A 24,047-nucleotide genomic window follows, 5' to 3' on the forward strand; every position below is an offset into this window, starting at 1 on the left:
ACGGTCCGGTCACGCGGTGTTCGTCGGGATCGGCGACGATGCGGCGATGACGACGACACCGCAGGCCCCGGTCACACATCGGACCACGGCTGCGTCGCCCGGCGGCCACGGTGTCCGGCTGCCCCGCCTCGTCGCACTCCGCGGTGCGCCGCGCGTCCGCCGCGAGAACACGCTGCCCGCCGTCGCGGTGGCCGAGGCGCTCGGCGTCGACACCGTCGAGGTCGACGTCCGCCGCACCGCCGACGGGGTCGCGGTGCTGCTGCACGACGAGACCCTCGGCCGGATGTGGGGGGACCGACGCCGCGTGGCCGACGTCGACTGGTGCGAGGTCGCCCGGCTTGGCAACGGCCTGGACCGGATCCCGCGGCTCGACGCCGTGCTCGAGCGGCTCGACGGCTGCCACGCCTCGCTGCTCGTCGACCTCGTGGACGCGGCCGACGCCCTCGTGGCGGCACGGACGGTCGGCACGGCCACCGGCTCGACCGCCGTCGCCTGGCGCGGCAATCCGGACGCGATGGCCACGGTGCGGGCCGCCCTGCCCGACGCCGAGGTCTGGCTGACGTGGGAGTCGCTCGCGCCGCCGACGGCCGCGGACCTCGAGGCCCTGCAGCCGTCGACCCTCGACCTCGACGTCGCCTTCCTCACCCCGGCCACGGTCCGGGCCGCCCACGCCCTCGGGGTGCGGGTCGCGGCGCGGACGGTGGACGAGCCCGCCCCGGCGCTCTGGGCGGCGCAGCTCGGCGTCGACGCGATCACCACCGACGACGTCGCCGGCATCCGGGCCGTGCTCGCCGCGGCGGAGCGCGACGGGTGGCCGGACCGCGACCGCGAACCCAGCGAGGCCGAGGTCGCCCCACGCGCCCAGGCCCTGGCGCACCGGATCGCCCACGAGGTCATCGCCCTCACCCGGGAGCACCCCGTCGGCGAGGTGCGGGCGAAGGCGGACCCCGCCGACCTCGTGACCGACGTGGACCGGATGGTGGAGCTGCACGTCCGCTCCCGGGTGCGTGCCGCCTTCCCGACGCACGGCTTCACCGGCGAGGAGTACGGCGAGGCCCCCGGCGACCGGCACCGCTGGTACCTCGACCCCGTCGACGGCACCACGAACCTGGTGAACGGCGTGCCCTGGACGTCGATGTCGCTCTGCCTGACGCGCGGCGGCCGGCCCCTCGTCGGTGTCGTCGCCGACCCCTGGCGCGGCGAGGTGCTCGAGGCCCGACGCGGGCGCGGCGCCGTCCTGCGCGACCGTGCCCTGCAGCTCGACGACGCGCCCCGGTCGCTCGCCGGGGCGGTCGTCGGCACCGAGCTCGACGGGCACCGCCCGTGGCCGGGCTTCGGAGCGTTCCTCGACGCGCTCGCCGACCGATCGTGCACGGTCCGGGTGCAGGGCTCCGGGACGCTCACGATCGCGCAGGTCGCGGCCGGGCGGGGGATCGGCGCCTGCGTGCCGGCGTTCGACCCGGTCGACCACGGTGCCGCGGTGCTGCTCGTGCACGAGGCCGGCGGCGTCGTGCTCACTCGCGACGGGGCCGTCGAGGGCTTCCCCGCCGTCGGCGAGCCGTTCCTCGTCGCCCACCCCGGTGCCGCCGACGAACTGCACACCGTCTGGTTGCGCGCGCTGGCGACCGCTCGCTGACCGACCGGGCCGCGGTCCCGAGCCGGCCACGCGCGTGCGCACGGAGCGGGGCGGGCGTGCACCGGGCCTCCCGGCCGCTCGTCCGTCGCTCTCGGCGGACTCTGTGCAGGCGCACAGTCAGCGGCGCCCCTGCCTGCCTACTGTGGCAGTCCACGGCGGGTCCGACCGGACCGGCCGCGCACCCGAAGGAGCACTGACCATGGGATTCCTCGACCGTCTGCTCGGACGCCCGGACCGCGACCGGACCGGGGACGCACAGCAGAACCAGTGGGGGCAGCCGCAGCAGCAGGGCTACCAGTACGGCCAGCAGTCCTACCAGCAGCCCGTGCAGCAGTCGGCCCCGTCCGGCGCACCCGCGGCCACCGACGACGAGCGTGCCGTCGAGCGGTACCGCTACCTGCTCCGGACCGCGCCGCCGGAGCGCATCGAGGAGGTCCACGCCGAGGCCTTCGCGACGTTGACCGACGAGCAGCGCCGCATGGTGTTCGACGAGTTCACGCGCACGGCACCCGCCGGTGAGGCACCGCGTGGCGACGACCCGCGCTCGCTCGCGCAGGCCGTCACCCGGTCGGAGATCATGAGCGCGTTCCTGCCCGACCCCGGATCGTTCGACGGCGGTACGGATGCTGCGGGCGAGGGCGGATCGGAGGACACTGGTGCCGAGTCCGGTGACGGCGGTGCCTCCGATGGCGGTGGGACCGACGGCGGCGGGTTCGAGAGTGCGGGCTGGGGCGACGGCGGTTCCGACTTCGGTGGCGGCGGTGGCTTCGGTGACTTCGGTGGTGACTTCGACGTCTAGGTGACGGTCGTCGCTCCCACCGCTCGACGGATCTGCTGCAGGGTCGACGAGGGAGCGACATGGCCATCATCGAGGCCTCCGGGCTGACGAAGACGTACCGATCGAGGTCCGGGACGGTGCGCGCGCTGACCGGACTCGACCTCTCCGTGCCGCAGGGCACGGTGACCGCGCTGCTCGGGCCGAACGGCTCCGGCAAGACGACGACCGTGAAGGTCCTCACCACCCTCGTCACCCCGGACGCCGGCACGGCGACCATCGACGGCATCGACGTGGTCGGCGACCCGCAGACGACCCGGCGGTCGATCGGCGTGTCCGGCCAGTACGCGGCGGTCGACGAGAACCTGACCGGCTTCGAGAACCTCGAGATGATCGGGCGGCTGTACCACCTGGGCCGGAAGACGGCGCGCGAGCGGGCCCGGGAGCTCATCGAGGTGTTCGACCTGTCCGAGGCCGGCGACCGGCCGGTCAAGGGGTTCTCGGGCGGGATGCGTCGCCGGATCGACCTGGCGGGCGCCCTCGTGATGAACCCGCGGGTGCTGTTCCTCGACGAACCCACGACCGGCCTCGACCCGCGCAGCCGGCTCGCGCTCTGGGGCATCATCGAGGACCTCGTCGCCGGGGGCACCACCGTGCTGCTCACCACGCAGTACCTGGAGGAAGCCGACCGGCTCGCCGACGACATCGTCGTGATCGACGAGGGCACGGTCATCGCGGAGGGCAGCGCGGACCAGCTCAAGGCACAGGTCGGCGGGCACCGGGTCGTCGTCACCCTGGTCGACGAGACCGACGGCGACGCGGCGACGACGGTGCTGCGGCGGTACGGCCGCGACGAGGTGGAGACCTCGGGGGACGGCCGGACACGAGCGGTCGCGGTCGACGCCGGTCCCGCCGCCCTGCAGCGCGTCCTCGCCGACCTGAGCGCGGCGGGCGTCGCGCTGCACGACGCGGGGATGCGTCGCCCGACCCTCGACGACGTGTTCCTGCGCCTGACGGGCCACGCGGCCTCCGGGGACGACCCCGATCCGGACGTGCCGGGCACCCGTTCCGAGCGCCCCCGGAAGGAGACGGTCCGATGACGACCTCCGTCGGGACGGGGCGGCAGCTCCCCGTCGCGGTGACCGCACCGGTGGCGGTCTGGTTCGAGGACGGCTGGACCGTCACCAAGCGCAACCTGATCAAGATCAAGCGCTCGCCGGACATGCTCGTCTTCGCGGTGCTCCAGCCGATCATGTTCGTGCTGCTGTTCAGCCAGGTGTACGGCGGCGCGATCCGGGTGCAGGGCACCGACTACACGCAGTTCCTGATGGCCGGGATCTTCGCGCAGACCGTGGTCTTCGGTGCGACGTTCTCGGGGTCGGCGATGGCGCAGGACCTCAAGGAGGGGCTGATCGACCGGTTCCGGACGCTGCCGATGTCGGCGTCGGCCGTGCTCGTCGGCCGCACGAACTCCGACCTGGTGCTCAACGGCATCTCGATGGTCATCATGATGGCCACGGGGCTGGCGGTCGGGTGGCGGGTGCAGTCGTCGCCGACCGCGTTCCTGGCGGGCATCGCGTTGCTGCTGCTGTTCAGCTACGCGTTCAGCTGGGTGATGGCGCTGCTCGGCATGAGCGTGCGAACCCCCGAGGTGATCAACAACGCGTCGTTCATGATCCTCTTCCCCCTGACCTTCGTCTCGAACGCGTTCGTGCCGAGCGACACCCTGCCGCTGGTGCTGCGCGTGTTCGCCGAGTGGAACCCGGTGTCGTCGCTCGTACAGGCCGCGCGGGAGCTCTTCGGCAACGTCGGCACGGCGCCGGTCCCGGACGTCTGGACGATGCAGCACCCGGCGCTGACGGTCCTGGTCGGCATCGCGGTGATGCTCGTGGTGTTCGTGCCGTGGAGCGTGGCGAAGTACCGCAGGATCAGCGCGGCGTAGGGGCTCTCCACAGGCAGCGCCCGGGTGTACGCACCGGTCGTCCGGACGGCTTAGCATCAACCTCGTGACCGCGACAGACGCCGAGCGGACCGCCCAGCGCGACGCCACCGAGCAGCCCCTCGACCGCAGCACCCGCCTGCGCCGCTGGATGCTGCACGGCGCCGACCAGGGCGCCTCGCACCAGGGGCCGCACCAGGTCGAGGTCGAGAAGACCCACTCGTGGTGGCGGGTCATGTGCCTGACCGGCGTCGACTACTTCTCGACGCTCGGCTACCAGCCGGCGATCGCCGCGCTCGCCGCGGGCCTGCTGTCGCCGATCGCCACCATCGTGCTCGTCCTCGTGACGCTGTTCGGGGCACTGCCCGTGTACCGCCGGGTGGCGCAGGACAGCTTCAAGGGCGCCGGGTCGATCATGATGCTCGAGAAGCTGCTGCCCTGGTGGGCCGGCAAGCTGCTCGTGCTCGTGCTGCTCGGCTTCGCCGTCACCGACTTCATGATCACGATGACCCTGTCGGCGGCGGACGCCACGGCGCACATCGCCGAGAACCCGTACACGCCGCAGTGGTTCACCGAGATCCCGGTCCCGCTCACCCTGGCGCTGCTGCTCCTGCTCGGCATCGTGTTCCTGCGGGGGTTCAAGGAAGCGATCGGCATCGCTGTCGGGCTCGTCGCCGTGTTCCTCGCCCTGAACGCCGTCGTCGTGGTCGTCGCGCTGTGGCACGTGTTCGAGCACCCGATGGTCGCGAGCGACTGGTGGTCCGGGCTCACCGCGCAGCACAGCAACCCGCTCGTGATGATCGGCATCGCCCTCGTGGTGTTCCCGAAGCTCGCGCTCGGCCTGTCCGGGTTCGAGACCGGCGTCGCCGTCATGCCCCAGGTGCGCGGCGACGCGTCCGACGGCACGAGCGACCGCCCCGAGGGCCGGATCCGCGGCACGAAGCGCCTGCTCACCGTGGCGGCCGTCATCATGAGCTCGTTCCTCATCACGTCGTCGATCGCGACCACCTTCCTCATCCCGCAGGCCGAGTTCCAGCCGGGCGGCGGCGCGAACGGCCGGGCGCTCGCGTTCCTGGCGCACGAGTACCTCGGCGGCGTCTTCGGCTCGGTCTACGACTTCTCCACCGTCGCCATCCTGTGGTTCGCGGGCGCGAGCGCGATGGCCGGCCTGCTCAACCTCGTGCCGCGCTTCCTGCCCCGGTACGGCATGGCCCCGCAGTGGGCGCGGGCCACCCGACCGCTCGTCATCATCTTCACGCTCATCGCGTTCGTGATCACGATCGTCTTCGACGCCGACGTCGACGCCCAGGGCGGCGCCTACGCCACCGGCGTGCTCGTGCTCATCACGAGCGCGGCCGTGGCCGTCACGCTCTCCGCCCGCCGCAAGCAGCAGCGCGGCTGGACCATCGCGTTCGCGTTCATCTCCGTCGTCTTCGTGTACACGACGGTCGCGAACGTCATCGAGCGGCCGGACGGTGTGCGCATCGCAGCGATCTTCATCATCGCGATCGTCGTCGTCTCGCTCGTGTCACGCGTCCGGCGGTCGTTCGAGCTCCGTGCGTCGTCGATCGAGCTCGACGCGGTGGCCCGGCAGTTCGTCGAGGCCGACGCCGACCAGTTCAGCTCGGTCTGCATCATCGCGAACGAGCCGGGCGCCGGCACCGCCGAGGCGTACCGGTCCAAGGGCCGCGAGGAACGCCGCGACTCCGGGATCCCGGCGCGCGTGCCGACGATGTTCCTCGAGGTCCTGCCGGCGGACTCGTCCGACTTCGAGGAGGACCTGGTCGTCGAGGGGCACATCGTGTCCGGCCACCGGGTGCTGCGGGTGCGCTCGGGGAACGTGCCGAACACCATCGCGTCGACCCTGCTCGCCATCCGTGACATCGCGGGCGTCGTACCGAGCATCTACTTCGAGTGGAACGAGGGCAACCCGATCCGGAACGCCATCCGCTTCGTGTTCACCGGCGTCGGCGACGTCGCCCCCGTGACGCGCGAGGTCCTGCGCGAGGCCGAACCGGACGTGAACCGCCGCCCGACCATCCACGTGTCCTGATCGTGCCCGCAGGATCGCGACCGGTGCCGGGGGAGCGCCGCGGTCCCGCCGGAGGGGTGGCCGCGGTCGCCGTCGCCGCGACGGTCTGGGGCACGACCGGCACGGCGACGCACTTCGCCCCGGGGGTGCCACCCGCCGTCTTCGGGGCGGTCACCTTCGGGCTCGGCGGCCTGGTGCTCGCCGTCGCCGCAGGTCGCGGCACCGTGCGGGCCCTCGTCAGTCCGCGGACGCGCCGGTGGGTGCTGATCGGCGCCGCCTCGCTCGTCGTCTACGCGGTGGCCTTCTACGCGGCGCTGGCGGACGCCGGCGTCGCGCTCGGCACGACCGTGGCCATCGGGTCGTCGCCGGTGTTCGCAGGACTGGTCGAGTGGGTGACGGACAGGAGGCCCGTCACCACCAGGTGGGCAGTCGCCGCCCTGGTCAGCGTGGCCGGCATGGTCGTCGTGACCCTGGCGCGGTCGGAGCACGACGCCGGCGGCGGGTCACTGGTGGCCGGCGTCGCCGCGGCCCTGCTCGCCGGCTGCACGTACGCGCTGTACTCGTGGGCGGTGGCACGGGGACTGCGCGCAACGCCGGAGACCGGGCCGCCGGACGGGCGCGGCGTCGTGGGGGCCGTGTTCGGCCTCGCCGCGGTGCCGCTCGTGGTGAGCGTCGTGGTCGGGGGCGCGCGGTTCCTCGGCGAGCCGGCGCACTGGCCGGTGTTCCTCTACCTGGCGCTCGTGCCGACCGTGCTCGGACACGCGCTCTACGCGGTCGGGCTGCGGGCCGTCGGTGCCGCTGCCGCGACGCTCGTGTCCCTGCTCGAACCCGTCGTGGCCGCGGTGCTCGCGGTCCTCGTGGTGGGCGAGCGGCTCGGCGCTGCGGGCTGGGTCGGCGTCGGGCTCGTCGTGGTCGGGCTCACGGTGCTGACGGTGCCGGCGCGGCGCGGGGCTGTGCGCGGCGGGTGAGCCAGGGGTGCGGGCGCGGTGCGGGTGCGGCGCGGTCCGGTGCGCGTGCGGGTGCGGGTGCGGGTGCGGTGGGGTGCGGGCGCGGGCGCGGTGGGGTGCGGTGTGGTGCGGGCGCGGCGTGGTGCGACATCGTCGAGGTCGTACGACCTCGACGATGTCGCGGGCGCCCGGCGCTCGACCTGGCCGCCGTCAGACCCCGCCGGCCGGAGCGCGCAGCCGTCAGACCCAGCCGGCGCGCCTCAGTCGGCAGCCGTCAGACCCAGCCGGCGCGCCTCAGTCGTCAGGCGTCAGTCGGCAGCCGTCAGCCGTCAGCCGTCAGTCGGCAGCCGCCAGTCGTCAGTCGTCAGTCGTCAGTCGTCCGCGAGGATGCGGTCCCGCACCTTGCGCCGGAGCACCTTGCCGATCATCGAGCGCGGCAGGTCGTCGACGACGACGATGCGCCGCGGCACCTTGTAGGCCGCGAGCTGCTCCCGCGCCCAGGCCCGCAGCGCCGCGGGGTCGAACGAGGACGGGTCCTTCGGCACGACGGCGGCGACGACCTGCTCGTTGCCGGCGGTGGTGATGCCGACGACCGCGACCTCCTTGACGCTGGGGTGCTTGAGCAGGGCGTCCTCGACCTCGGAGGGCGAGACGTTGAAGCCGCCCGTGATGATGAGCTCCTTGAGGCGGTCGACGATCCGGACGTACCCGTCGGCGCCGATCGAGACGATGTCACCGGTGCGGAACCAGCCGTCGGACGTGAAGACCTCGTCCGTGGCCTCGGCCTTGCCCCAGTACCCGCGGAACACCTGCGGGCCGCGCACCTGCAGCTCGCCGGGCTCGTCGGTGCCCAGGACCTTCTCGGCGTCGTCCGGGTCGACCACGCGGGCCTCGGTCGACGAGAGCGGCAGCCCGATCGACCCGAGGCGCCGCTCCGGCGACACCGGGTTCGCCATGAGCACGGGGGAGCACTCGGACAGGCCGTAGCCCTCGACCAGGTAGCCGCCGGTCCGGGACTCCCACGGTTCGACGATGTCCTGCGACAGCGGCATGGCGCCGGAGATGCCGATCTCGATGCCCGCGAGCGACACCTTCGCCGAGTCCGCCGCGTGCTGCAGGCGGGCGTAGATCGGCGGGACGGCGGGCAGGAACGTCGGCGGGTGCTTCTTCACGGCGGTGAGCACGAGCGCCGGGTCGAAGGACGGGAACAGCACGAGCCGCGAGGCCATGCTCATCGCGAAGGTCAGGCACAGCGTCAGGCCGTAGGCGTGGAACATCGGCAGCACCGCGTACACGACGTTGTCGCCCCGGCGGACCTGGGGGACCCAGGCGCGGGACTGCGCGGCGTTGGCGAGCAGGTTCCGGTGGGTCAGGACCGCGCCCTTCGGCGTGCCCGTCGTGCCGGAGGTGTACTGGATGAGCGCGACGTCGTCGGTGGACGGCCGCGGGTGGCGCTTCGACAGCTTGCGGGAGCCGACCAGGTCGTCCCACTTCGTCGTGCCGCGCACCGAGGTCGTCAGCTTCGCACGGGACTCGCGGGCCTTCGCGACGGGCAGGGCGAGCGCGAGGCGCGTGCTGCGGGGCATCGCGCGGGTGAGGTCGACGGACACGATCGCGTCGAGTGCGACGTCCGCCGGGAAGTCCTGCAGCGTCGCCACGGACTTGTCCCAGGCGATGGCGACCTTCGCCCCGTGGTCCTCGAACTGGTGGCGCAGCTCGCGCGGCGTGTAGAGCGGGTTGTGCTCCACCACGATCGCGCCGAGCCGGAGGACCGCGTAGAACGCCACGACGTGCTGCGGGCAGTTCGGCAGCACGATCGCCACCCGGTCGCCGGCGCCGACCCCGAGCTTCCGCAGACCGTTCGCCGCACGGCGGATCTGCTCCTCGAGTTCGCCGTAGCTGGTGGTGCGCTTGAAGAACTCCAACGCCACCCTGCGGGGGAACTCCTGCGCGGACTGTTCGACGAGGTCGACGAGCGAACCGCGCTGTTCGTCGATGTCGTGCGGGACCCCCGGGGCGTACGAGGCAAGCCAGGGACGAGGCGTGTCGATGCTCACGCGACCAACCTAGCGGCCTCCCCGAGCGCATTGTCAGGGGCGCGACGGACCATGGCGTCATGCCCTCTGTCTCCGACGCCTTCCGCTCCCGCCTCAACGACACGTTCACGGGTGGGGCGACCGGCAAGCCGGAGTGGATCGACGAACTCGAACAGGGCGACGACGCCGGCTTCTTCGGCCCGGGATCGGCCACGTGGGCCGTGCACGGCGGCAAGCAGACCATCGTCGCCGGTGTCCGGGCACTGCTCGTGCAGGCCCTGCACCCGGGGGCGCTCGCCGGGGTCGCCGACCACTCCCGGTACCGCGAGGACCCGTTCGGCCGCCTCGCGGGCACCATCCGCTGGATCTACACCGTCTCGCACGGCGACACCGCGACCGCCCGGGGCGCGAGCGCCTGGGTGCTCCGCCTGCACGAGCGGGTGCGGGGCCAGTACGTCGACGGGCACGGCATGCCCCGCGACTACTCGGCGAACGATCCCGACCTGGCGAAGTGGGTCCACCTGGCCTTCACCGACGCCTTCCTGCGTGCCGCCCAGCGCTGGGGCGACCCGATCCCGGGCGGTGCCGACGCCTACGTGCGCGAGTGGGCGACGGCCGGCCGGCTCATGAACGTGGTCGACCCGCCCGAGTCCGAGCCGGAGCTCCGCGCGCAGATGGACGGCTACCTGGACCGCGGCGAGCTCGCCGTCACCCCGCGGACCCGCGACGTGGTGAAGTTCATCCGCAACCCGCCGCTCGCGCTCATGCTCCGACCGGGGTACCAGGCGCTCTTCCAGGGCGCGGTCTCGACGCTCGACCCCCGCCACCGCTCGATGCTCGGCCTGCGGTCGCCGTCGATCGGCCCCGTGGAGCTGCCGGTCGGGCGGGCGACGGGCCTCGTGCTCGACGGCCTCGGCGCGGTGCTCGGCGACCAGACCGGCACCGAGCGCGCAGCGCTCGTCCGCATCGCGCGGCTCGACCGCCAGCGCGGCGTGGCAGCGGCGGGTGCGGACCTGGACCCGGCCGTGTGACGGACGGGAGGCCCGGTGCCAGCTGGCACCGGGCCTCCCGACCGGCAGGTGGTGCGTCAGAAACCGGACGGCACCCGGGGTGTGTACGCGGAACCGAGCCGCGTGACCTCGTCGTCGGTGAGCGTGATCGAGGCGGCGGCCACCGCGTCGTCGATGTGGTGCTCCTTCGTCGCGCCGACGATCGGGGCGGAGACCGCCGGCTGCCGCATCACCCACGCGAGGGCGACCTGCGCCATGCTCGCGTCGTGGGCTTCGGCCACCTGCTGCACCGCGTCGACGATCGCGCGGTTGGCGTCCTCGTCCTGCTTGTAGAGCGTCTTGCCGAACTGATCGGTCTCCGCCCTGCTCCCGGAACCCTGCGCGTCCCACGGGCGCGTGAGCTTGCCGCGGGCGAGGGGGCTCCACGGGATGACGCCGACGCCGGTGTGCGCACAGAAGGGGAGCATCTCGCGCTCCTCCTCGCGCTCGAGCAGGTTGTACTGGTCCTGCATGCTGACGAAGCGGGTCCAGCCGTGCAGGTCGGCGACGTGCTGCATCTCGGCGAACTGCCACGTCCACATGCTGCTCGCGCCGATGTACCGGGCCTTGCCGGCCTTGACGACGTCGTGCAGGGCCTCCATCGTCTCCTCGATCGGCGTGTGCGGGTCGAAGCGGTGGATCTGGTACAGGTCGACGTAGTCCGTGCCGAGGCGGGTGAGCGACGCGTCGATCTCGTGCATGATCGCCGCACGGGACAGCCCGGCACCGTTCCTGCCCGGGCGCATCCGGTTGAAGACCTTCGTGAAGACCTGGACGTCCTCGCGCGGGGCGAGCTCCTTGAGCAGCGTGCCGGTGATCTCCTCGCTGCTGCCGGCCGAGTACACGTTCGCGGTGTCGAACGTCGTGATGCCCTGCTCGTAGGCACGGCGGACGAACGGGCGGGCGTCGTCGAGGCCGACGCTCCACTCGTGCGAGCCCTTGCCCGGGTCGCCGTAGGACATCATGCCGAGGACGACGCTGCTCATCTCGAGGCCGGAGGCGCCGAGGCGGACCGTGCCGGCGTTCGGGGTGCTCGCGTCGTCGGTCGTGCCCGGGCCGTGGGTGCTCGTGGCGGTGTTGGTGCTCGTGGGGGTGCTCGTGGTCGTGCTCGTTCCCGTGGGGTCGTTGCTCGTGTCGGTCGTCATGCCGCCACCCTGGCATCGCGGCCTGTGACCGCGAGCAGGCGGGTCTGGAGCGGGGCGTCCTCGGTCACGTCGACCGGCGCCGCGTACAGCCCGGTGGCCGCGAGGTCCTCGATCTGCGGCTCGAAGTACTCCCACACCGCCTGCACGAGCTCCGGCGGCAGCGTCTCCTCGGTGCCGGTCGCCCGCGCGAGGTCCCACGTGTGGATCGTGATGTCGCTCGTCTGCTCGGTCAGGTACTGCGCGGCGGGCACCACGTCGGTGCTGAGGTGCACGGGCACGTCGGCGGGAGTCCGCTGCCACGCCTCGCCGGCCTCCGCGGCGTACCTCGCCCACTCGGCGGCGAGGTCGTCGCCGATCGGCTCGAGGTCCGCCGCCGCCTGCGCGTGGTCGCACCCCGTCAGGAGCTTCGGGATCCACCGCTGCTCGTCGACCACGTGGGCGACGAGGTCACGGGTGGACCACTCGGAGTCCGGAGTGGGGGCGTCCCAGTCCGTGACGGCGGCGACCCGGCGGCCGAACTCGGCTGCCGCGAGGGCCTGCATCGCGATCCAGTCGGTGGCCATGAGGTGCTCCTGTTCGTCGTGCGGGGTGCTTGGTGTTCTCGTGGTGGTTGCCAACGGGGGAGTGCTGGTGGGGATTCCCGAGGGTCGTGTGCTTCCCCGGTTGCCCCCTGCTTGAGGACGGGTGGTCGGGGTGCGGGCGGCGGGCTGCGGGGTGCGGGCTGCGGGCTGCCGGCTGCCGGCTGGTGTCGGCCCGCGGGCTGCGGGCTGGTGTCGGGTGTCGGGTTGCTCCCCGCCGACGTTACGCGAAGGAGGCCGCCGTCGAGCGGGCGGTACACCCGGGTCCCCGGCGGTGGCAGCCGGGTCTTTCGCCCGTTCGGTCCGACCTCGATTCGTTGTGGCGCTGGGGGCTCACCCGGTGACTGCAGCGGTCCTGGCGGCGGAGTCGGGCCGGGTGCCGGGTGCCGGGTGCCGGGTGCCGGGTGCGGGTGCCGGGTGACGTGTGACGGGTGGCGGGTGCCGGGTGCCGGGCGCCGGGTGCGGCGGGTGCCGCGGGTCGAGCGGGCGGAATGACGGAGTCGCGTCCGGGATGTACTGGGCATCTTCGCCCGGTCGGCTCGAGCGCGCGCAGCGGGCCCGGTGTACTCACGCGGCAACGTCGTCGGAGGCGCCGAGCGGGCGGAGTTGCTTGGTCGAGCGTGGTCGTGACCCGGGTGTTTCGCCCGGTCGCGACGTCCCCGGCGGGCAAGGCGCGCATGGCGGGACTCGTCGGCCGGCGGGTTCGGGGCCTCGGGTCGGATGCGCCGGGAAACGACGAACGCCCCGACTCCGTGGGGAGCCGGGGCGGTTGTCTCGGGTTCGGGTGGTGCTGTTCGGTGCCCTCGGTGGGGCCTCTGTCCGAAGGGGACTCAGGCCGCCTGGAGGACGAACTGGACGTCGAGGTTGATGGTGACGTCGTTGCCGAGGGTGAAACCGCCAGCCTCGAGCGCCGCGTTCCAGTTCACGCCGAACTCGGTGCGGTCGATCTTCGTCGTGGCCTCGGCGCCGAGCTTGACCTGGCCGTAGCCGTCGGTGGTGACGCCACCGAACTCGGTCTTCAGGGTGACGTTCTTGGTGACACCACGGAGCGAGAGCTCGCCGTCGATGAGCATGTCGTCGCCGTCCTCGCGGATGCCGGTCGACTTGAAGGTCATCTGCGGGTGCTCCTCGGCGAGGAAGAAGTCGCCGGTTGCGAGGTGCTGGTCACGCTGCTGCTGCTTGGTGTTGACGCTGGCGACGTCGATCGAAGCCTCGAGCGTCGTGTCGAGGGGGTTCTCGGCGGTCACGAGGGTCGCGTCGAAGCGCTCGAAGGAGCCCTTGACCTTGCTGATCGCGAGGTGACGGACCGAGAAGGTGACCTCGGAGTGCGTCGGGTCGATCTTCCAGGTGCCGGTCTGGTAGCCGGGGATGGCGGAGGCGGTGAGCGTCATGAGGGTCCTTCTTCCGAACGAGAGTGGGTCGTGCAGCACGATCGATGCGCCTGCATCGAGTTGATAGTACGACAGTCTGCACCCTTTTGGTTGAAGCGTCAACCAATGTTCACCGTCGCGTCGAGAGTCCTCCGATCGTGCGGGCCGTGGAGGCCGGTGTGCAGCAGGCGCCTCAGGCGCTGGACGAATCGATCGACGCCGCGGCCCACGTCGGCTGCGGTCGCGCGAACAAGCCACCAGTCGACGTCCTTCAGGTGCTCGCCTCGCGTGAGGTCCTTCTGGAACGTGGATGGATCGGTACGGTGCAGATCACTCTCGTACTCGATGGCCACCCGGGCGTCGACGTAGGCGAGGTCGACGCACGCCACCCACCTGCCGTCGACGACCACGTCGTGGTTGAGCGACGGTTCCGGTAGCCCGTGTCGTACAAGAGCCAGCCGTGTCCTGGTCTCACCCGGAGACCGTGACCCGACGCGGATCTCGTCGAGGGCGAGTCGAAGCTTCCGGACGCCCCTGCAGCCCCTCCGCTCGGCAACTGCTGCGACGAGCTCGTCGAGTGTCGCCCATCCCAGCCAACCGACCAGTGCGTCACCCGCCACGATGAGCTCGTCGAGGGTGAGCATCGTCGCGAGCGCGACGAAGGTGTCGGCGGCAGCGCTGAGACGGACACCGCGGGACTGCGTCGCCCGCACCGTTCCGGCGCGCGCTCGATGGCCGACGGTGCCGCGGACGCGCAGCGCCTGGTCGGGTCCGATGGTCGTGACGTGCAGTCGAGGAGCACCTTCGTGTCGACGGGGGAGCGGGATCCCGAGGATCGCGGCCGCGGTGACGTGGCTGAAGACCCGATCGCGACGCAGCCGCGGAGCGAGCGCTCGTGCACGTTCCTCGACGGTGTGCGGAGGGGTCGCAGAACGAATGCCGTGGAACGGCCGGACGAGGTCCTTCGCGTCGAGTCGGCAGCGGGAAACGCCGCGGTGCAGGGCGTCCTGCACCCGGAAGGAGGTGTCACGGAGGGCCATGGGGAGCCGACGTCTCGCGGTCATGGCCACAGCGTGCGGGAAGTCGGCGTGGTCGTGGTGCTTCGATCTGCCGCTGTGGACGTCAGCGCGCGGAGCGCGAGTGTGGAGGAGTACCCGCGCTGTCGAGCGGGCAGGAACGTTGGGCGGGGAGGTCTGCAGACCCGGGTCTTCCGCCCGCTCGCCGACTCGACCGCGCCGCGAGGACGGCTCAGGGCTGCGGATCGGACGGCTCAGGAGCGGCGGAGAGGACGGTTCGGCCGCGGTGAGGGCGGGTCAGCGCCGCCACCCGTCCTGCAGAGGACTGCGCTGCCGAGCGGGCGGAAAGGATCACCGGACGGACGTGCGCACCAGGGTCGTTCGCCCGATCGCCCGATCGCCCGCCCGCCCGCCCCACCGCGCCCGCCCCTGCCCGCCCTCCCCGCCCTGCCCGATCACCCGCCCACCTCGCACGCCCCGCCCCGCCCCACCGCGCCCGCCCGCCCCGCCCCGCCCCGCCCCACCAGTTCTCCACAGGTACTCGCACGACCCCGCACGGCGGCCCCCGCTCCAGTAGCGTCGACACCATGGAATTCAGGTACCTGGGCAACTCCGGACTCAAGATCTCCGAGATCACCTACGGCAACTGGCTGACGCACGGCTCGCAGGTCGAGAACGACGTCGCCACCCAGTGCGTGCGGGCAGCGCTCGACGCCGGGATCACCACGTTCGACACCGCGGACACGTACGCCAACACCGCCGCCGAGACCGTCCTCGGCGAGGCGCTCAAGGGCGAGCGGCGCCAGTCCCTCGAGGTCTTCACGAAGGTCTACTGGCCGACCGGCCCGAAGGGGCACAACGACGTCGGCCTCAGCCGCAAGCACATCATGGAGTCGATCGACGGCTCGCTCGAGCGACTGCAGACCGACTACGTCGACCTCTACCAGGCGCACCGCTACGACCACGAGACCCCCCTCGAGGAGACCATGCAGGCCTTCGCCGACGTGGTCCGTCAGGGCAAGGCGCTGTACATCGGCGTCAGTGAGTGGAACGCCGAGCAGATTCGCGCCGGCGCGGCACTGGCGAAGGAGCTCGGCTTCCAGCTCATCTCGAACCAGCCGCAGTACTCGATGCTGTGGCGGGGCATCGAGGGCGAGGTCGTCCCCGCCTCGAAGCAGCTGGGCCTGAGCCAGATCGTCTGGTCGCCCATCGCGCAGGGCGTGCTCACCGGCAAGTACAAGCCGGGTCAGCCCCTGCCCGAGGGTTCGCGAGCCACCGACGAGAAGGGCGGCGCGGACATGATCAAGCGGTTCATGCGCGACGAGGTCCTCGAGGGTGTGCAGCGCCTCCAGCCCGTGGCCGACCAGGCGGGTCTGACGCTCGCGCAGCTCGCGATCGCGTGGACGCTCCAGAACGAGAACGTCGCGAGTGCGATCGTCGGGGCCTCCCGTCCGGAGCAGGTCACCGACAACGTGAAGGCAGCGGGCGTCACGCTCGACGCGGACGCGCTGCGCGCGATCGACGAGGCGCTCGGCGACATCCCGGAGCGTGACGCGTCGAGGACGGTCAGCCCCGTGTCGCGCCCCGCGTAGACGCAACCGCAAGACGGACGGGAGGCCCGTGGCGACGTCGCCACGGGCCTCCCGTCCGATCCGGAGACGAACTGGACCCGATCCGAAGACGAACTGGACCCGATACCGCCGGAACTGGGCCCGATCGTCCGATCGGGGGCCGACTCGACGTTTCCGGCGGGTGAACGGCATGTGTCGCCAATCTGGCAGACGCCTCCGTAAGCGTGTACCCCACCCAAACCCCATCGAGGAGTCCCCCGAATCGGGGGCATGACCCGATTGGATACCCCCGTTCTGGTGTCGCCCGACACCGGGTCGGTGACGGCCGTGCGACCCGGCACGGTCGCGCGCCTGCTCGCCACCGCGAGGCAACTCGCGTCCTTCGGCACCATCGGTGCCGTCTGCTTCGTGATCGACCTCGGCGTCTACAACCTGCTGCGCGCCACGGTCATGCCTGACGGCCCCATCGCCGCGAAGATCGTGTCCGCCGTCGTGTCGACCGCCGTGGCCTGGCTCGGCAACCGGTTCATCACGTTCCGCGCCGAGCGCCAGACCGGCCGACGCGAGACCGTGCGCGAGGGTCTGCTCTTCGCTGCGACGAACCTCGTCGGCCTCGGCATCGCTGCGGCGTGCCTCTTCGTCTCGCACTACGTCCTCGGGTTCACCTCCACCCTCGCCGACAACGTCGCCGGCAACGGCGTGGGGCTCGTGCTCGGCACCGTGTTCCGGTTCGCCGCGTACAAGGCCCTCGTCTTCCGTTCCACCGACGCTCACGCGAAGGAGCTCGCCGAATGACCATCTCCGCCACGCTGCTGACGGCCGCAGGGCCGCTGCTCCAGCCCGACGACGGGTCCGGGACGACGGGGAACGTCCCGAACCGTGGGACCACCGACGTGCCGACGGGAGGCTCGGGTCAGGTCTCGCAGACCGCCTGGTCGGTCGGCGAGTGGGTCGGCTACTCCACCCTGGTCGCCGTGTCCGTGCTGCTCACGATCATCGCGTTGACGACGCTCTGGTGGATGCTCCACGCCTGGCGCTCGCGCGACGCGCTCAAGTCGACGAGCTTCAGCCAGACGCCGCGTCCGGCTGCGCACCGGTTCACCCTGCTGGTGCCGGGCCGCCACGAGCAGGACGTCATGGGCCAGACCCTCGACATGCTCGCGACGCAGGACCACCCCGACTTCGAGATCATCGCGATCGTCGGCGAGGACGACCCCGAGACGGACGCGGTCGTGCGTGCGGCCGCGGCCCGGCACCCCTCGCTGATCAAGGTCGTCGTCGACGACACCGCGCCGAAGAACAAGCCCAAGGCGATGAACCTCGCGCTCGAGCACGCGACGGGCGACATCGTCGGCGTGTTCGACGCCGAGGACGAGGTGTACCCGCACCTGCTGACCCTCGTCGACTCGCGGTTCCAGGAGACCGACGCCGACGTGGTGCAGGGCGGCGTGCAGCTCATGAACTTCCGGTCGAGCTGGTGGTCGCTCCGGAACGTGCTCGAGTACTACTTCTGGTTCCGTTCGCGCCTGCACTTCCACGCCGGTTCGAAGTTCATCCCGCTCGGCGGCAACACGGTCTTCGTGACCCGTGAGCGGCTGGAGTGGTCGAACGGCTGGGACGCACACTGCCTCGCCGAGGACTGCGAGCTCGGCGTCCGGCTCTCGGCCGACGGCGCGAAGGTCGTCGTCGCCTACAGCCCCGAGGCCGTCACCCGCGAGGAGACCCCGCCGACCTTCGCCTCGCTGCTGAAGCAGCGGACGCGGTGGAACCAGGGCTTCCTGCAGGTCCTCGGCAAGGGGGAGTGGAAGAAGCTGCCGTCGTTCCGCCAGCGCTTCTTCGCCCGTTACATGCTCACGATGCCGTTCATCCAGGCGGCCACCGGGCTGCTCATCCCGCTGAGCGTCCTCATGATCCTGTTCGTGAAGGTGCCGACGGCGATCGCCCTCGTGTCCTTCATCCCGGTCGCGCCGACGCTCATGCTGCTCGCGGTCGAGGTCGTCGGACTCAACGAGTTCGGCCGCCTCTACAAGGAGAAGGTGCGCATCCGCGACTACGTGAAGCTCGTGCTCGGCCTCGTGCCGTACCAGGTCTTCCTCGCCGCAGCGGCCGTCCGGGCCGTCGTCCGCCACGTGAAGGGCCAGAACGGCTGGGAGAAGACCGAGCACACCGGTCAGCACCGGACCGCCGCACAGACGGACGAGGTCGTCGGGTTCGCCTCGTCGCTCACCGGTGCCGCCGCTGCGGTCCCGGACCGTGAACTCGCCGGCACGACCGCCGGAGCCGGCTCGACCACCGGAGGCGCCCGATGACCGCCAGCATCACCAACACCACGGGCATCCCGATCCGGGGCGCCGCGGCGTCCTCGGGCGCTGGTGCCTGGTTCCGCCGGCACGCCGCCAGCCTGGCCTGGCTGCTGCCCGTCGTCGCCGTCACCGTCATGGTGCAGCTCTGGAACATGTCCGGCACCCCGCAGCGGATCGACGACGAGGGCACGTACACCGCCCAGGCCTGGTCGATCCTGCACCTCGGCGAGATCACGCACTACACGTACTGGTACGACCACCCGCCGCTCGGCTGGGTGCAGATCGCCGGTTACACCGGACTGACCGGGGCGTTCGGACGCTACGAGTTCGCCGTCGAGGCCGCTCGTGAGGCGATGGTCTTCTTCTCCGCCGTCTCGAGCATCCTGTTGTTCGTCCTGGCCCGCCGCCTCGGTGCCGGGCGGATCACCGCCGCCGCCGCGAGCCTCGTGTTCGCCGTGTCGCCGCTCGCCCTGCAGTACCACCGCACGGTCTACATCGACAACGTGGCGACGCCGTGGCTGCTCGCCGCGTTCGTGCTCGTGCTCAGCCGCCGTCAGCAGCTCGCCGGGTTCGCCGCGGCTGCCGCCTGCCTCGGCGTGGCGGTGCTCTCCAAGGAGACGTACCTGCTCGCGCTGCCGTTCCTCATCTGGCTCGCGGTCCGCCGAGCGGACAAGAGCACGCGCCGCTACACCCTGAGCGTCGCCGGCGCGGTGCTCGTCGTCATCGGCGGCGGGTACCTGCTGCTCGCCGCGGTGAAGGGCGAGCTGCTGCCGGGCAGCGGGCGGGTCAGCCTGTGGGAGGGCGTCACCTACCAGCTCGGGTCCCGTGCAGCGTCCGGTTCGGTCTTCGACGGGGGCAGCCTGGCGAACGACGCCGCGGCGCAGTGGTGGGCGCTCGACCCGGTGTTCATCGTGCTCGGGTCCACCGCAGCCGTCGTCGGACTGTTCCTGCGCCGCGTGCGCCCGATCGCCGCGATGCTCGTGTTCCTGCTCGCGTTCATGTTCCGCCCGAACGGCTACCTGCCGGTGCCGTACGTGATCATGCTCATCCCCTTCGCCGCACTCCTCGTGGCGTACACGGCCGAGCGGGCCCTGCTGTCGGTCACCGGACGCGTCCGCACCCGCACGCGTCTGAGCGGCGCCGCCCGACGGGGCCTCGGCGTCACCTGGGCCGTGGTCTCTGCGGCTGCGCTCGTCGTCGCCGTCCCGCTCTGGGGGACGCAGCTGCGCGGCTTCCTGTTCGGGAACCTCGACCTGCCGATGCAGCAGGCCGAGCAGTGGGTCGGCGACAACGTCTCGAAGTCCTCGCGGCTGCTCGTCGACGACGCGATGTGGGTCGACCTGGTCGACGACGGCTTCGCCCGGAACAACGTCGTCTGGTACTACAAGCTCGACACCGACGGAGCCGTGGAGCGCCAGTCGCCGAACGGGTGGAAGGACTCGGACTACGTCATCACGACGGACTCCATGCGGACCGGCGGCAACTCGTCCGCCGACGTCAGCCAGGCGATCCGCAACTCCACCGCCGTCGCGTCCTTCGGCACCGGCGACCAGCAGGTCGAGGTCCGCCGCATCCACTCCGAGGGCCTGACCGCCGCCGAGACCGCCATCACCCGCGCGACCGACGTGCGCAAGACGATGGGCACGGAGCTGGCGTCCAACCCGGCGCTGCGTGCGGACGACGGCACGAAGTCGCAGTTCCGCGCCGGCCAGGTCGACTCCCGCGCCATGATCGCCCTCGGCCAGGTGCTCGCCGACCAGGACGTGCGGGTCAGCCGCTTCACGCCGCGCACCGGCGAGGACGGCCAGCCCTTCCGCACCGTCGTGCTGCACACGAGCGACGCCGCGGGTGCCGAGCGGGTGGCGGCGACCTTCCAGGCGCTGTCGTCCTCGTTCCGGCCGAGCTCGGTCGAGCGGGACGGGGAGCGCGTCACCGTGACGTACGCCCCGTCCGACCCGACCACGACGCCCACGAGCGCCTCGTGACCCGGGCGACGGACGGGATACGCCAGGCGCGCGAGGTGGCCGCGGCGTCCGTGCCCGCCGGGGAGCTCGCGGCCCTCGGCGGCGGTCCGGTCGGTCCGGCCTCCGTCGTCGTCGTTGCCGCCGCCGCCCTCACCGACGAGCGGGCGAAATGCCCGGGTCCGGTCCAGGACGACCGTGGTCTTCCGCCCGCTCGCCGAGGGGGACCGGCGGCAGGGGTGGGTGCGGCCGAGTCCGTCGTCGGCGAGCGGGCGAAATGCCCGGGTCCCGTCCAGGACGACCGTGGTCTTCCGCCCGCTCGCCGAGGTGAACCGGCGGCAGGGGTGGGTGCGGCCGAGTCCGTCGTCGGCGAGCGGGCGGAATACCCGGGTCCCGTCGGGAACGACCGTGGTCTTCCGCCCGCTCGCCGAACCCGGACGGCCGCCGGCCCGAGCAGGAGCACCCCGACCCCGGCCAGCACCCCGAGCAGGACCAGCACCCCGACCCCGACCCCGGCCAGCACCCCGAGCAGGACCAGCACCCCGAGCCCGACCCCGACCAGCACCCTGCACCCGAGCAGCACCCCGACCCCGAGCAGCACCCCGACCCGAAGGAGCACGACCATGCACGCATCCGCCGCCACGTCATCCACGGCGTCCACGTCATCCGCCTCCGCCCACGGACGTCGCACCCGTCGACGTCGCACCCTCGTCGTCGGCGGCCTCGCCGCCACCCTCGTGGCCGCGACCGTCGGCCTCGCCGCGCCGCAGACCGCATCCGCCGCCACCGCCGAGCAGGGGTGGCTCCGCGTCGGGCACCTCTCGCCCGACACGAAGGGGGTCGACGTCGAGCTCTCGAGCCTGTCCGGCGGCAAGACCGTCTTCGAGCTCGACGACGTCACGTACGGCCAGGTCAGCGGCTACGAGAAGCTGCCGGTCGGCACCTACGTGCTCTCGATGCGCGCCGCGGACGCCCCCGACTCCACGCCGGTGATCTCCACCGACGTCTCGGTCCAGCAGGGCGACGCGAGCACCGTCGTCGCGTACGGCACGAACGACGACCTCAAGACGACGGCCTTCACCGACGACCTGCAGCAGCCCGGCGACGGCAAGGCGAAGCTCCGGCTCGTCCAGGCCGCCACCACCGCGAAGGAGGTCGACGTCAGCACCTCCGAGGGCACCGCCATCGCCGAGGACGCCGCGTTCGGCAGCGCCACGAAGTACGCCACGGTCGACGCGGGCAAGTGGACGCTCGACGTCTCGGGCAGCGGGCAGCGTGGTACTGCGAAGGTCGACCTCGCGGGCAACACCGTCTCGACCCTGTTCGTCCTCGACGACAGCAAGGGCGACCTCACGGTGGTCCCGGTGACGGACGCCGCGGCGACCGCCGCGACCCCCGCCGGCGGCGTGCAGACCGGCGGTGGCGGCGCAGCCGCCGACCGTCCGGTCACCGAGGCGGTCCACACCGCCATCGCGACGCTCCGTTCGCTGTTCCGCTGAGCGCGCGGACGGGAGGCCCGTGGTGCGCGGGCAGATCGCCTGACGCACCCCGGGCCTCCCGTCCGGCACCGCCGGCGCGGCCGACACGGCCGCTGCAGCGCACGACGCAACCATCCACGGAAAGGCAGGCCCGCATGACCCGCAGGACCTGGGTACCCCTCACCGCCGCCGCGGCGATCGTCGTCGCCGTCGGGATCGCCCTGGTGGCGGTCCGACCCTGGGGCACGGGGACGACCGCGGAGGGTGGCCCCGCCGCCACACCGACCTCCACCAGCGCGCCCGACACCGCGCGGACGCCCGGGGCGTTGCGCTCCGAGTTCCTCGACCGCTACGTGCAGGACGGTCGCGTCGTCCGCACCGACCAGGGCGGCGACACCGTCAGCGAGGGGCAGGCCTACGGGCTGCTCATCGCCTTCGCGAACGACGACCGCGAGCGGTTCGACGCGATCTGGGACTGGACGGCGACGCACCTGGTCACCGACGACGACCTGCTCGCCTGGCGCTGGACGCCCGACGAGGGCATCGCCGACGGCCAGTCCGCGAGCGACGCCGACCTCGACGCGGCCCGGGCCCTCGTGCTCGCCGGCTCCGCCTGGGGCGAGGATCGGTACACCGCCGCCGGCAAGCGCATCGCGGCCGCGATCCTCGAGCACGAGACCGCGGAGACCGAGCTCGGCACGATCCTGCTGCCCGGGCCGTGGGCGGACACCGGGTCGGCGGCCGGCGCCGGACCCTACCGGTACAACGCGTCGTACGCGTCGCCCGCCGCGTTCACCGTGCTGGCGGACGCGACCGGCGACGACCGGTGGAACGCGCTCGACCGGGGTTCCCGGGCGGTCACGACGGCCGTGCTCGACGGCGCACGGCTGCCGAGCGACTGGTCGCAGGTGCACCGCGACGGGAAGGTCGACCCGATGCCCGCCACGGGCGGGGACGGCCAGGTCGTGTACGGGTACGACGCCATGCGGATGCCGCTGCGGTACGCGGAGTCCTGCACGGCCGAGGACCGGGCGCTCGCCGGGGCACTCGCCCCGACCCTCGGGCGGTCGACGCAGCTCGCGTCGCAGCTCGACCTGGGCGGCACCGCGGTGACCGGGGACACCAACGCGCTGGCCTTCGTCGCGCGGGCCGCCGCCGAGCAGGCCGCCGGGTCGGACGAGGCGGCGCGTGCCGACCTCGGCCGCGCGGACCGGACGGCGGCGACCACGCCGACCTACTTCGGTGACGCGTGGGCGGCGCTCGGCGCGACGATGCTCACCTCGACGGTGCTCGGGGGGTGCGCCTCGTGAGCGGCGAGGACCTGCGCCCGGACAGCAGCGCCGGCGACGGTGCCGGGGGTGTCGGCGGTGCCGGTGCCGGTGCCAGTGCCGGTGCTGGTGCTGGTTCGGCCGGTGGTGCTGGTGCTGGTGCCGGTGCCGGTGCTGGGGCCGTCGCCGGGGACGGTGGGCGTCGGGGCCGGCGCTCGTCGGGCCGGTCGACGACCGGGCGGCGCCGGGGGCTCGTCGTCGGTGGGGTCGTGGCCGCGGTCCTGGTCGCCGGCGGCGTCACGGGTGTGGCGGTCGCCGGAGGGGCGGGCGGGACCGAGGGGGGTCCGGCCGCCGGCTCGTCGACTCCTCCCTCGTCCTCGTCCTCGCCCCGGTCGTCGTCGTCGTCCGATGCCTCCCGTGCGGACGGGTTCCAGGACCCGGCCGCCCCGCGGGCGCGTTCGACCGCCACCCCGGTGCGCGTGTCGATCCCGGCCATCGGCGTCGAGTCCTCGCTCGAGGACCTGCACCGCGGCGCCGGCGGCGAACTCGAACCGCCCGTCGACTGGGACAGCGCCGGGTGGTTCAGCGACGGCATCGTCCCCGGTGCGGTCGGCCCGTCGGTGATCGCCGGCCACGTCGACAGCCCCACCAGCGCCGCCGTCTTCTTCCGGCTCGACGAGCTGGTCGCCGGCGACGAGGTCCACGTCCGCATGTCGGACGGCAGCACCCGCACCTTCACCGTCGACCGGTCGGAGCGCGCCGCGAAGGCGGCGTTCCCGACGAGCGACGTCTACGGCACCACCCCGACACCGCAACTCCGGCTGATCACCTGCGACGGCACGTTCGACACCGCCACGGGGCACTACACGGACAATCTGATCGTGTTCGCAGACCTCTCGTCGGACTGACCAACGAGCAACCGATACATTCGATGTGGAGCACG

Annotated in this window: 19 protein-coding genes; 14 read left to right on the forward strand and 5 right to left on the reverse strand. The window is 72.4% G+C overall.

The window, feature by feature from the left end:
• Positions 1-46 precede the first annotated feature (46 nt).
• The 6 genes from DEI99_RS04915 to DEI99_RS04940 all read left to right on the forward strand — a co-directional run bounded on the left by DEI99_RS04915 (position 47) and on the right by DEI99_RS04940 (position 7,350).
• Positions 47-1,636 (forward strand): inositol monophosphatase family protein, encoded by a 1,590-nt coding sequence (locus tag DEI99_RS04915; protein ID WP_146247208.1) that lies wholly within the window; start codon positions 47-49, stop codon positions 1,634-1,636.
• Between the two features lie 199 nt (positions 1,637-1,835).
• On the forward strand, positions 1,836-2,435 hold the full coding sequence (locus DEI99_RS04920; RefSeq protein ID WP_284180953.1) for a hypothetical protein: 600 nt from the start codon (positions 1,836-1,838) through the stop codon (positions 2,433-2,435).
• Positions 2,436-2,494: 59 nt separating this feature from the next.
• Positions 2,495-3,511 (forward strand): ATP-binding cassette domain-containing protein, encoded by a 1,017-nt coding sequence (locus tag DEI99_RS04925; RefSeq protein ID WP_284180954.1) that lies wholly within the window; start codon positions 2,495-2,497, stop codon positions 3,509-3,511.
• Positions 3,508-4,353, forward strand: coding sequence for an ABC transporter permease (locus tag DEI99_RS04930; RefSeq protein WP_071263246.1), 846 nt, complete (start codon positions 3,508-3,510; stop codon positions 4,351-4,353). Before DEI99_RS04925 ends, DEI99_RS04930 begins: the two co-directional genes overlap by 4 nt.
• Positions 4,354-4,417: 64 nt before the next feature.
• Positions 4,418-6,403: an amino acid transporter gene (locus DEI99_RS04935; protein WP_111043033.1), complete on the forward strand. Its 1,986-nt coding sequence runs from the start codon at positions 4,418-4,420 to the stop codon at positions 6,401-6,403.
• Positions 6,404-6,426: 23 nt separating this feature from the next.
• A complete protein-coding gene (locus DEI99_RS04940; RefSeq protein WP_181434541.1) occupies positions 6,427-7,350 on the forward strand; it encodes a DMT family transporter in 924 nt (307 codons plus the stop codon).
• 350 nt (positions 7,351-7,700) lie between these two features.
• Here DEI99_RS04940 and DEI99_RS04945 read toward each other — a convergent pair whose 3' ends face one another.
• Complete coding sequence (locus DEI99_RS04945) at positions 7,701-9,386, reverse strand: long-chain-fatty-acid--CoA ligase (protein ID WP_111043035.1); 1,686 nt, start codon at positions 9,384-9,386, stop codon at positions 7,701-7,703.
• Positions 9,387-9,445: 59 nt separating this feature from the next.
• On the opposite strand from DEI99_RS04945, the gene DEI99_RS04950 reads away from it, so the two are divergent.
• On the forward strand, positions 9,446-10,396 hold the full coding sequence (locus DEI99_RS04950; protein ID WP_111043036.1) for an oxygenase MpaB family protein: 951 nt from the start codon (positions 9,446-9,448) through the stop codon (positions 10,394-10,396).
• A gap of 56 nt (positions 10,397-10,452) precedes the next feature.
• Here DEI99_RS04950 and DEI99_RS04955 read toward each other — a convergent pair whose 3' ends face one another.
• The 4 genes from DEI99_RS04955 to DEI99_RS04970 form a co-directional block, all read right to left on the reverse strand.
• Positions 10,453-11,400, reverse strand: coding sequence for an aldo/keto reductase (locus DEI99_RS04955; protein ID WP_071263587.1), 948 nt, complete (start codon positions 11,398-11,400; stop codon positions 10,453-10,455).
• Positions 11,401-11,555: 155 nt separating this feature from the next.
• Complete coding sequence (locus DEI99_RS04960; protein WP_111043037.1) at positions 11,556-12,122, reverse strand: TIGR03086 family metal-binding protein; 567 nt, start codon at positions 12,120-12,122, stop codon at positions 11,556-11,558.
• Between the two features lie 845 nt (positions 12,123-12,967).
• Positions 12,968-13,528 carry a YceI family protein gene (locus tag DEI99_RS04965; protein WP_071263229.1) on the reverse strand — a complete coding sequence of 187 codons (561 nt, stop codon included), beginning with the start codon at positions 13,526-13,528 and terminating at the stop codon, positions 12,968-12,970.
• 98 nt (positions 13,529-13,626) lie between these two features.
• On the reverse strand, positions 13,627-14,571 hold the full coding sequence (locus DEI99_RS04970; protein ID WP_284180955.1) for a putative endonuclease domain-containing protein: 945 nt from the start codon (positions 14,569-14,571) through the stop codon (positions 13,627-13,629).
• Between the two features lie 539 nt (positions 14,572-15,110).
• Here DEI99_RS04970 and DEI99_RS04975 point away from each other — a divergent pair.
• The 7 genes from DEI99_RS04975 to DEI99_RS05005 all read left to right on the forward strand — a co-directional run bounded on the left by DEI99_RS04975 (position 15,111) and on the right by DEI99_RS05005 (position 24,012).
• Positions 15,111-16,115 carry an aldo/keto reductase family protein gene (locus tag DEI99_RS04975; RefSeq protein ID WP_111043172.1) on the forward strand — a complete coding sequence of 335 codons (1,005 nt, stop codon included), beginning with the start codon at positions 15,111-15,113 and terminating at the stop codon, positions 16,113-16,115.
• Positions 16,116-16,364: 249 nt separating this feature from the next.
• A complete protein-coding gene (locus DEI99_RS04980) occupies positions 16,365-16,889 on the forward strand; it encodes a GtrA family protein (protein WP_111043171.1) in 525 nt (174 codons plus the stop codon).
• Positions 16,886-18,403, forward strand: a complete 1,518-nt coding sequence (locus DEI99_RS04985; RefSeq protein ID WP_111043170.1) for a glycosyltransferase — start codon at positions 16,886-16,888, stop codon at positions 18,401-18,403. The genes DEI99_RS04980 and DEI99_RS04985 overlap by 4 nt, the downstream gene beginning before the upstream one ends.
• Complete coding sequence (locus tag DEI99_RS04990; RefSeq protein WP_111043169.1) at positions 18,400-20,382, forward strand: glycosyltransferase family 39 protein; 1,983 nt, start codon at positions 18,400-18,402, stop codon at positions 20,380-20,382. Before DEI99_RS04985 ends, DEI99_RS04990 begins: the two co-directional genes overlap by 4 nt.
• A gap of 599 nt (positions 20,383-20,981) precedes the next feature.
• Complete coding sequence (locus DEI99_RS04995) at positions 20,982-21,857, forward strand: DUF4397 domain-containing protein (protein WP_284180956.1); 876 nt, start codon at positions 20,982-20,984, stop codon at positions 21,855-21,857.
• Between the two features lie 134 nt (positions 21,858-21,991).
• The gene (locus DEI99_RS05000) at positions 21,992-23,146 is read left to right on the forward strand and encodes a family 8 glycosyl hydrolase (RefSeq protein ID WP_284180957.1); all 1,155 of its coding nucleotides are present in this window, start codon (positions 21,992-21,994) and stop codon (positions 23,144-23,146) included.
• A gap of 437 nt (positions 23,147-23,583) precedes the next feature.
• Entirely contained in the window at positions 23,584-24,012 is a 429-nt protein-coding gene (locus tag DEI99_RS05005; RefSeq protein WP_284180958.1) for a class F sortase, read from the forward strand.
• The last annotated feature ends 35 nt before the right edge of the window (positions 24,013-24,047 follow it).

The sequence above is a fragment of the Curtobacterium sp. MCLR17_036 genome (genome assembly GCF_003234445.2).
In the GTDB taxonomy this organism is placed as follows: domain Bacteria; phylum Actinomycetota; class Actinomycetes; order Actinomycetales; family Microbacteriaceae; genus Curtobacterium.

What these genes read in the sequence shown, in the direction of transcription:
- DEI99_RS04915 (WP_146247208.1), top strand. Translation starts at nt 47, where the DNA reads ATGACGACGACACCGCAGGCCCCGGTCACACATCGGACCACGGCTGCG.
- DEI99_RS04920 (WP_284180953.1), top strand. Translation starts at nt 1,836, where the DNA reads ATGGGATTCCTCGACCGTCTGCTCGGACGCCCGGACCGCGACCGGACC.
- DEI99_RS04925 (WP_284180954.1), top strand. Translation starts at nt 2,495, where the DNA reads ATGGCCATCATCGAGGCCTCCGGGCTGACGAAGACGTACCGATCGAGG.
- DEI99_RS04930 (WP_071263246.1), top strand. Translation starts at nt 3,508, where the DNA reads ATGACGACCTCCGTCGGGACGGGGCGGCAGCTCCCCGTCGCGGTGACC.
- DEI99_RS04950 (WP_111043036.1), top strand. Translation starts at nt 9,446, where the DNA reads ATGCCCTCTGTCTCCGACGCCTTCCGCTCCCGCCTCAACGACACGTTC.
- DEI99_RS04955 (WP_071263587.1), bottom strand. Translation starts at nt 11,400, where the DNA reads ATGAGCAGCGTCGTCCTCGGCATGATGTCCTACGGCGACCCGGGCAAG.
- DEI99_RS04960 (WP_111043037.1), bottom strand. Translation starts at nt 12,122, where the DNA reads ATGGCCACCGACTGGATCGCGATGCAGGCCCTCGCGGCAGCCGAGTTC.
- DEI99_RS04965 (WP_071263229.1), bottom strand. Translation starts at nt 13,528, where the DNA reads ATGACGCTCACCGCCTCCGCCATCCCCGGCTACCAGACCGGCACCTGG.
- DEI99_RS04970 (WP_284180955.1), bottom strand. Translation starts at nt 14,571, where the DNA reads ATGACCGCGAGACGTCGGCTCCCCATGGCCCTCCGTGACACCTCCTTC.
- DEI99_RS04975 (WP_111043172.1), top strand. Translation starts at nt 15,111, where the DNA reads ATGGAATTCAGGTACCTGGGCAACTCCGGACTCAAGATCTCCGAGATC.
- DEI99_RS04980 (WP_111043171.1), top strand. Translation starts at nt 16,365, where the DNA reads ATGACCCGATTGGATACCCCCGTTCTGGTGTCGCCCGACACCGGGTCG.
- DEI99_RS04985 (WP_111043170.1), top strand. Translation starts at nt 16,886, where the DNA reads ATGACCATCTCCGCCACGCTGCTGACGGCCGCAGGGCCGCTGCTCCAG.
- DEI99_RS04990 (WP_111043169.1), top strand. Translation starts at nt 18,400, where the DNA reads ATGACCGCCAGCATCACCAACACCACGGGCATCCCGATCCGGGGCGCC.
- DEI99_RS04995 (WP_284180956.1), top strand. Translation starts at nt 20,982, where the DNA reads ATGCACGCATCCGCCGCCACGTCATCCACGGCGTCCACGTCATCCGCC.
- DEI99_RS05000 (WP_284180957.1), top strand. Translation starts at nt 21,992, where the DNA reads ATGACCCGCAGGACCTGGGTACCCCTCACCGCCGCCGCGGCGATCGTC.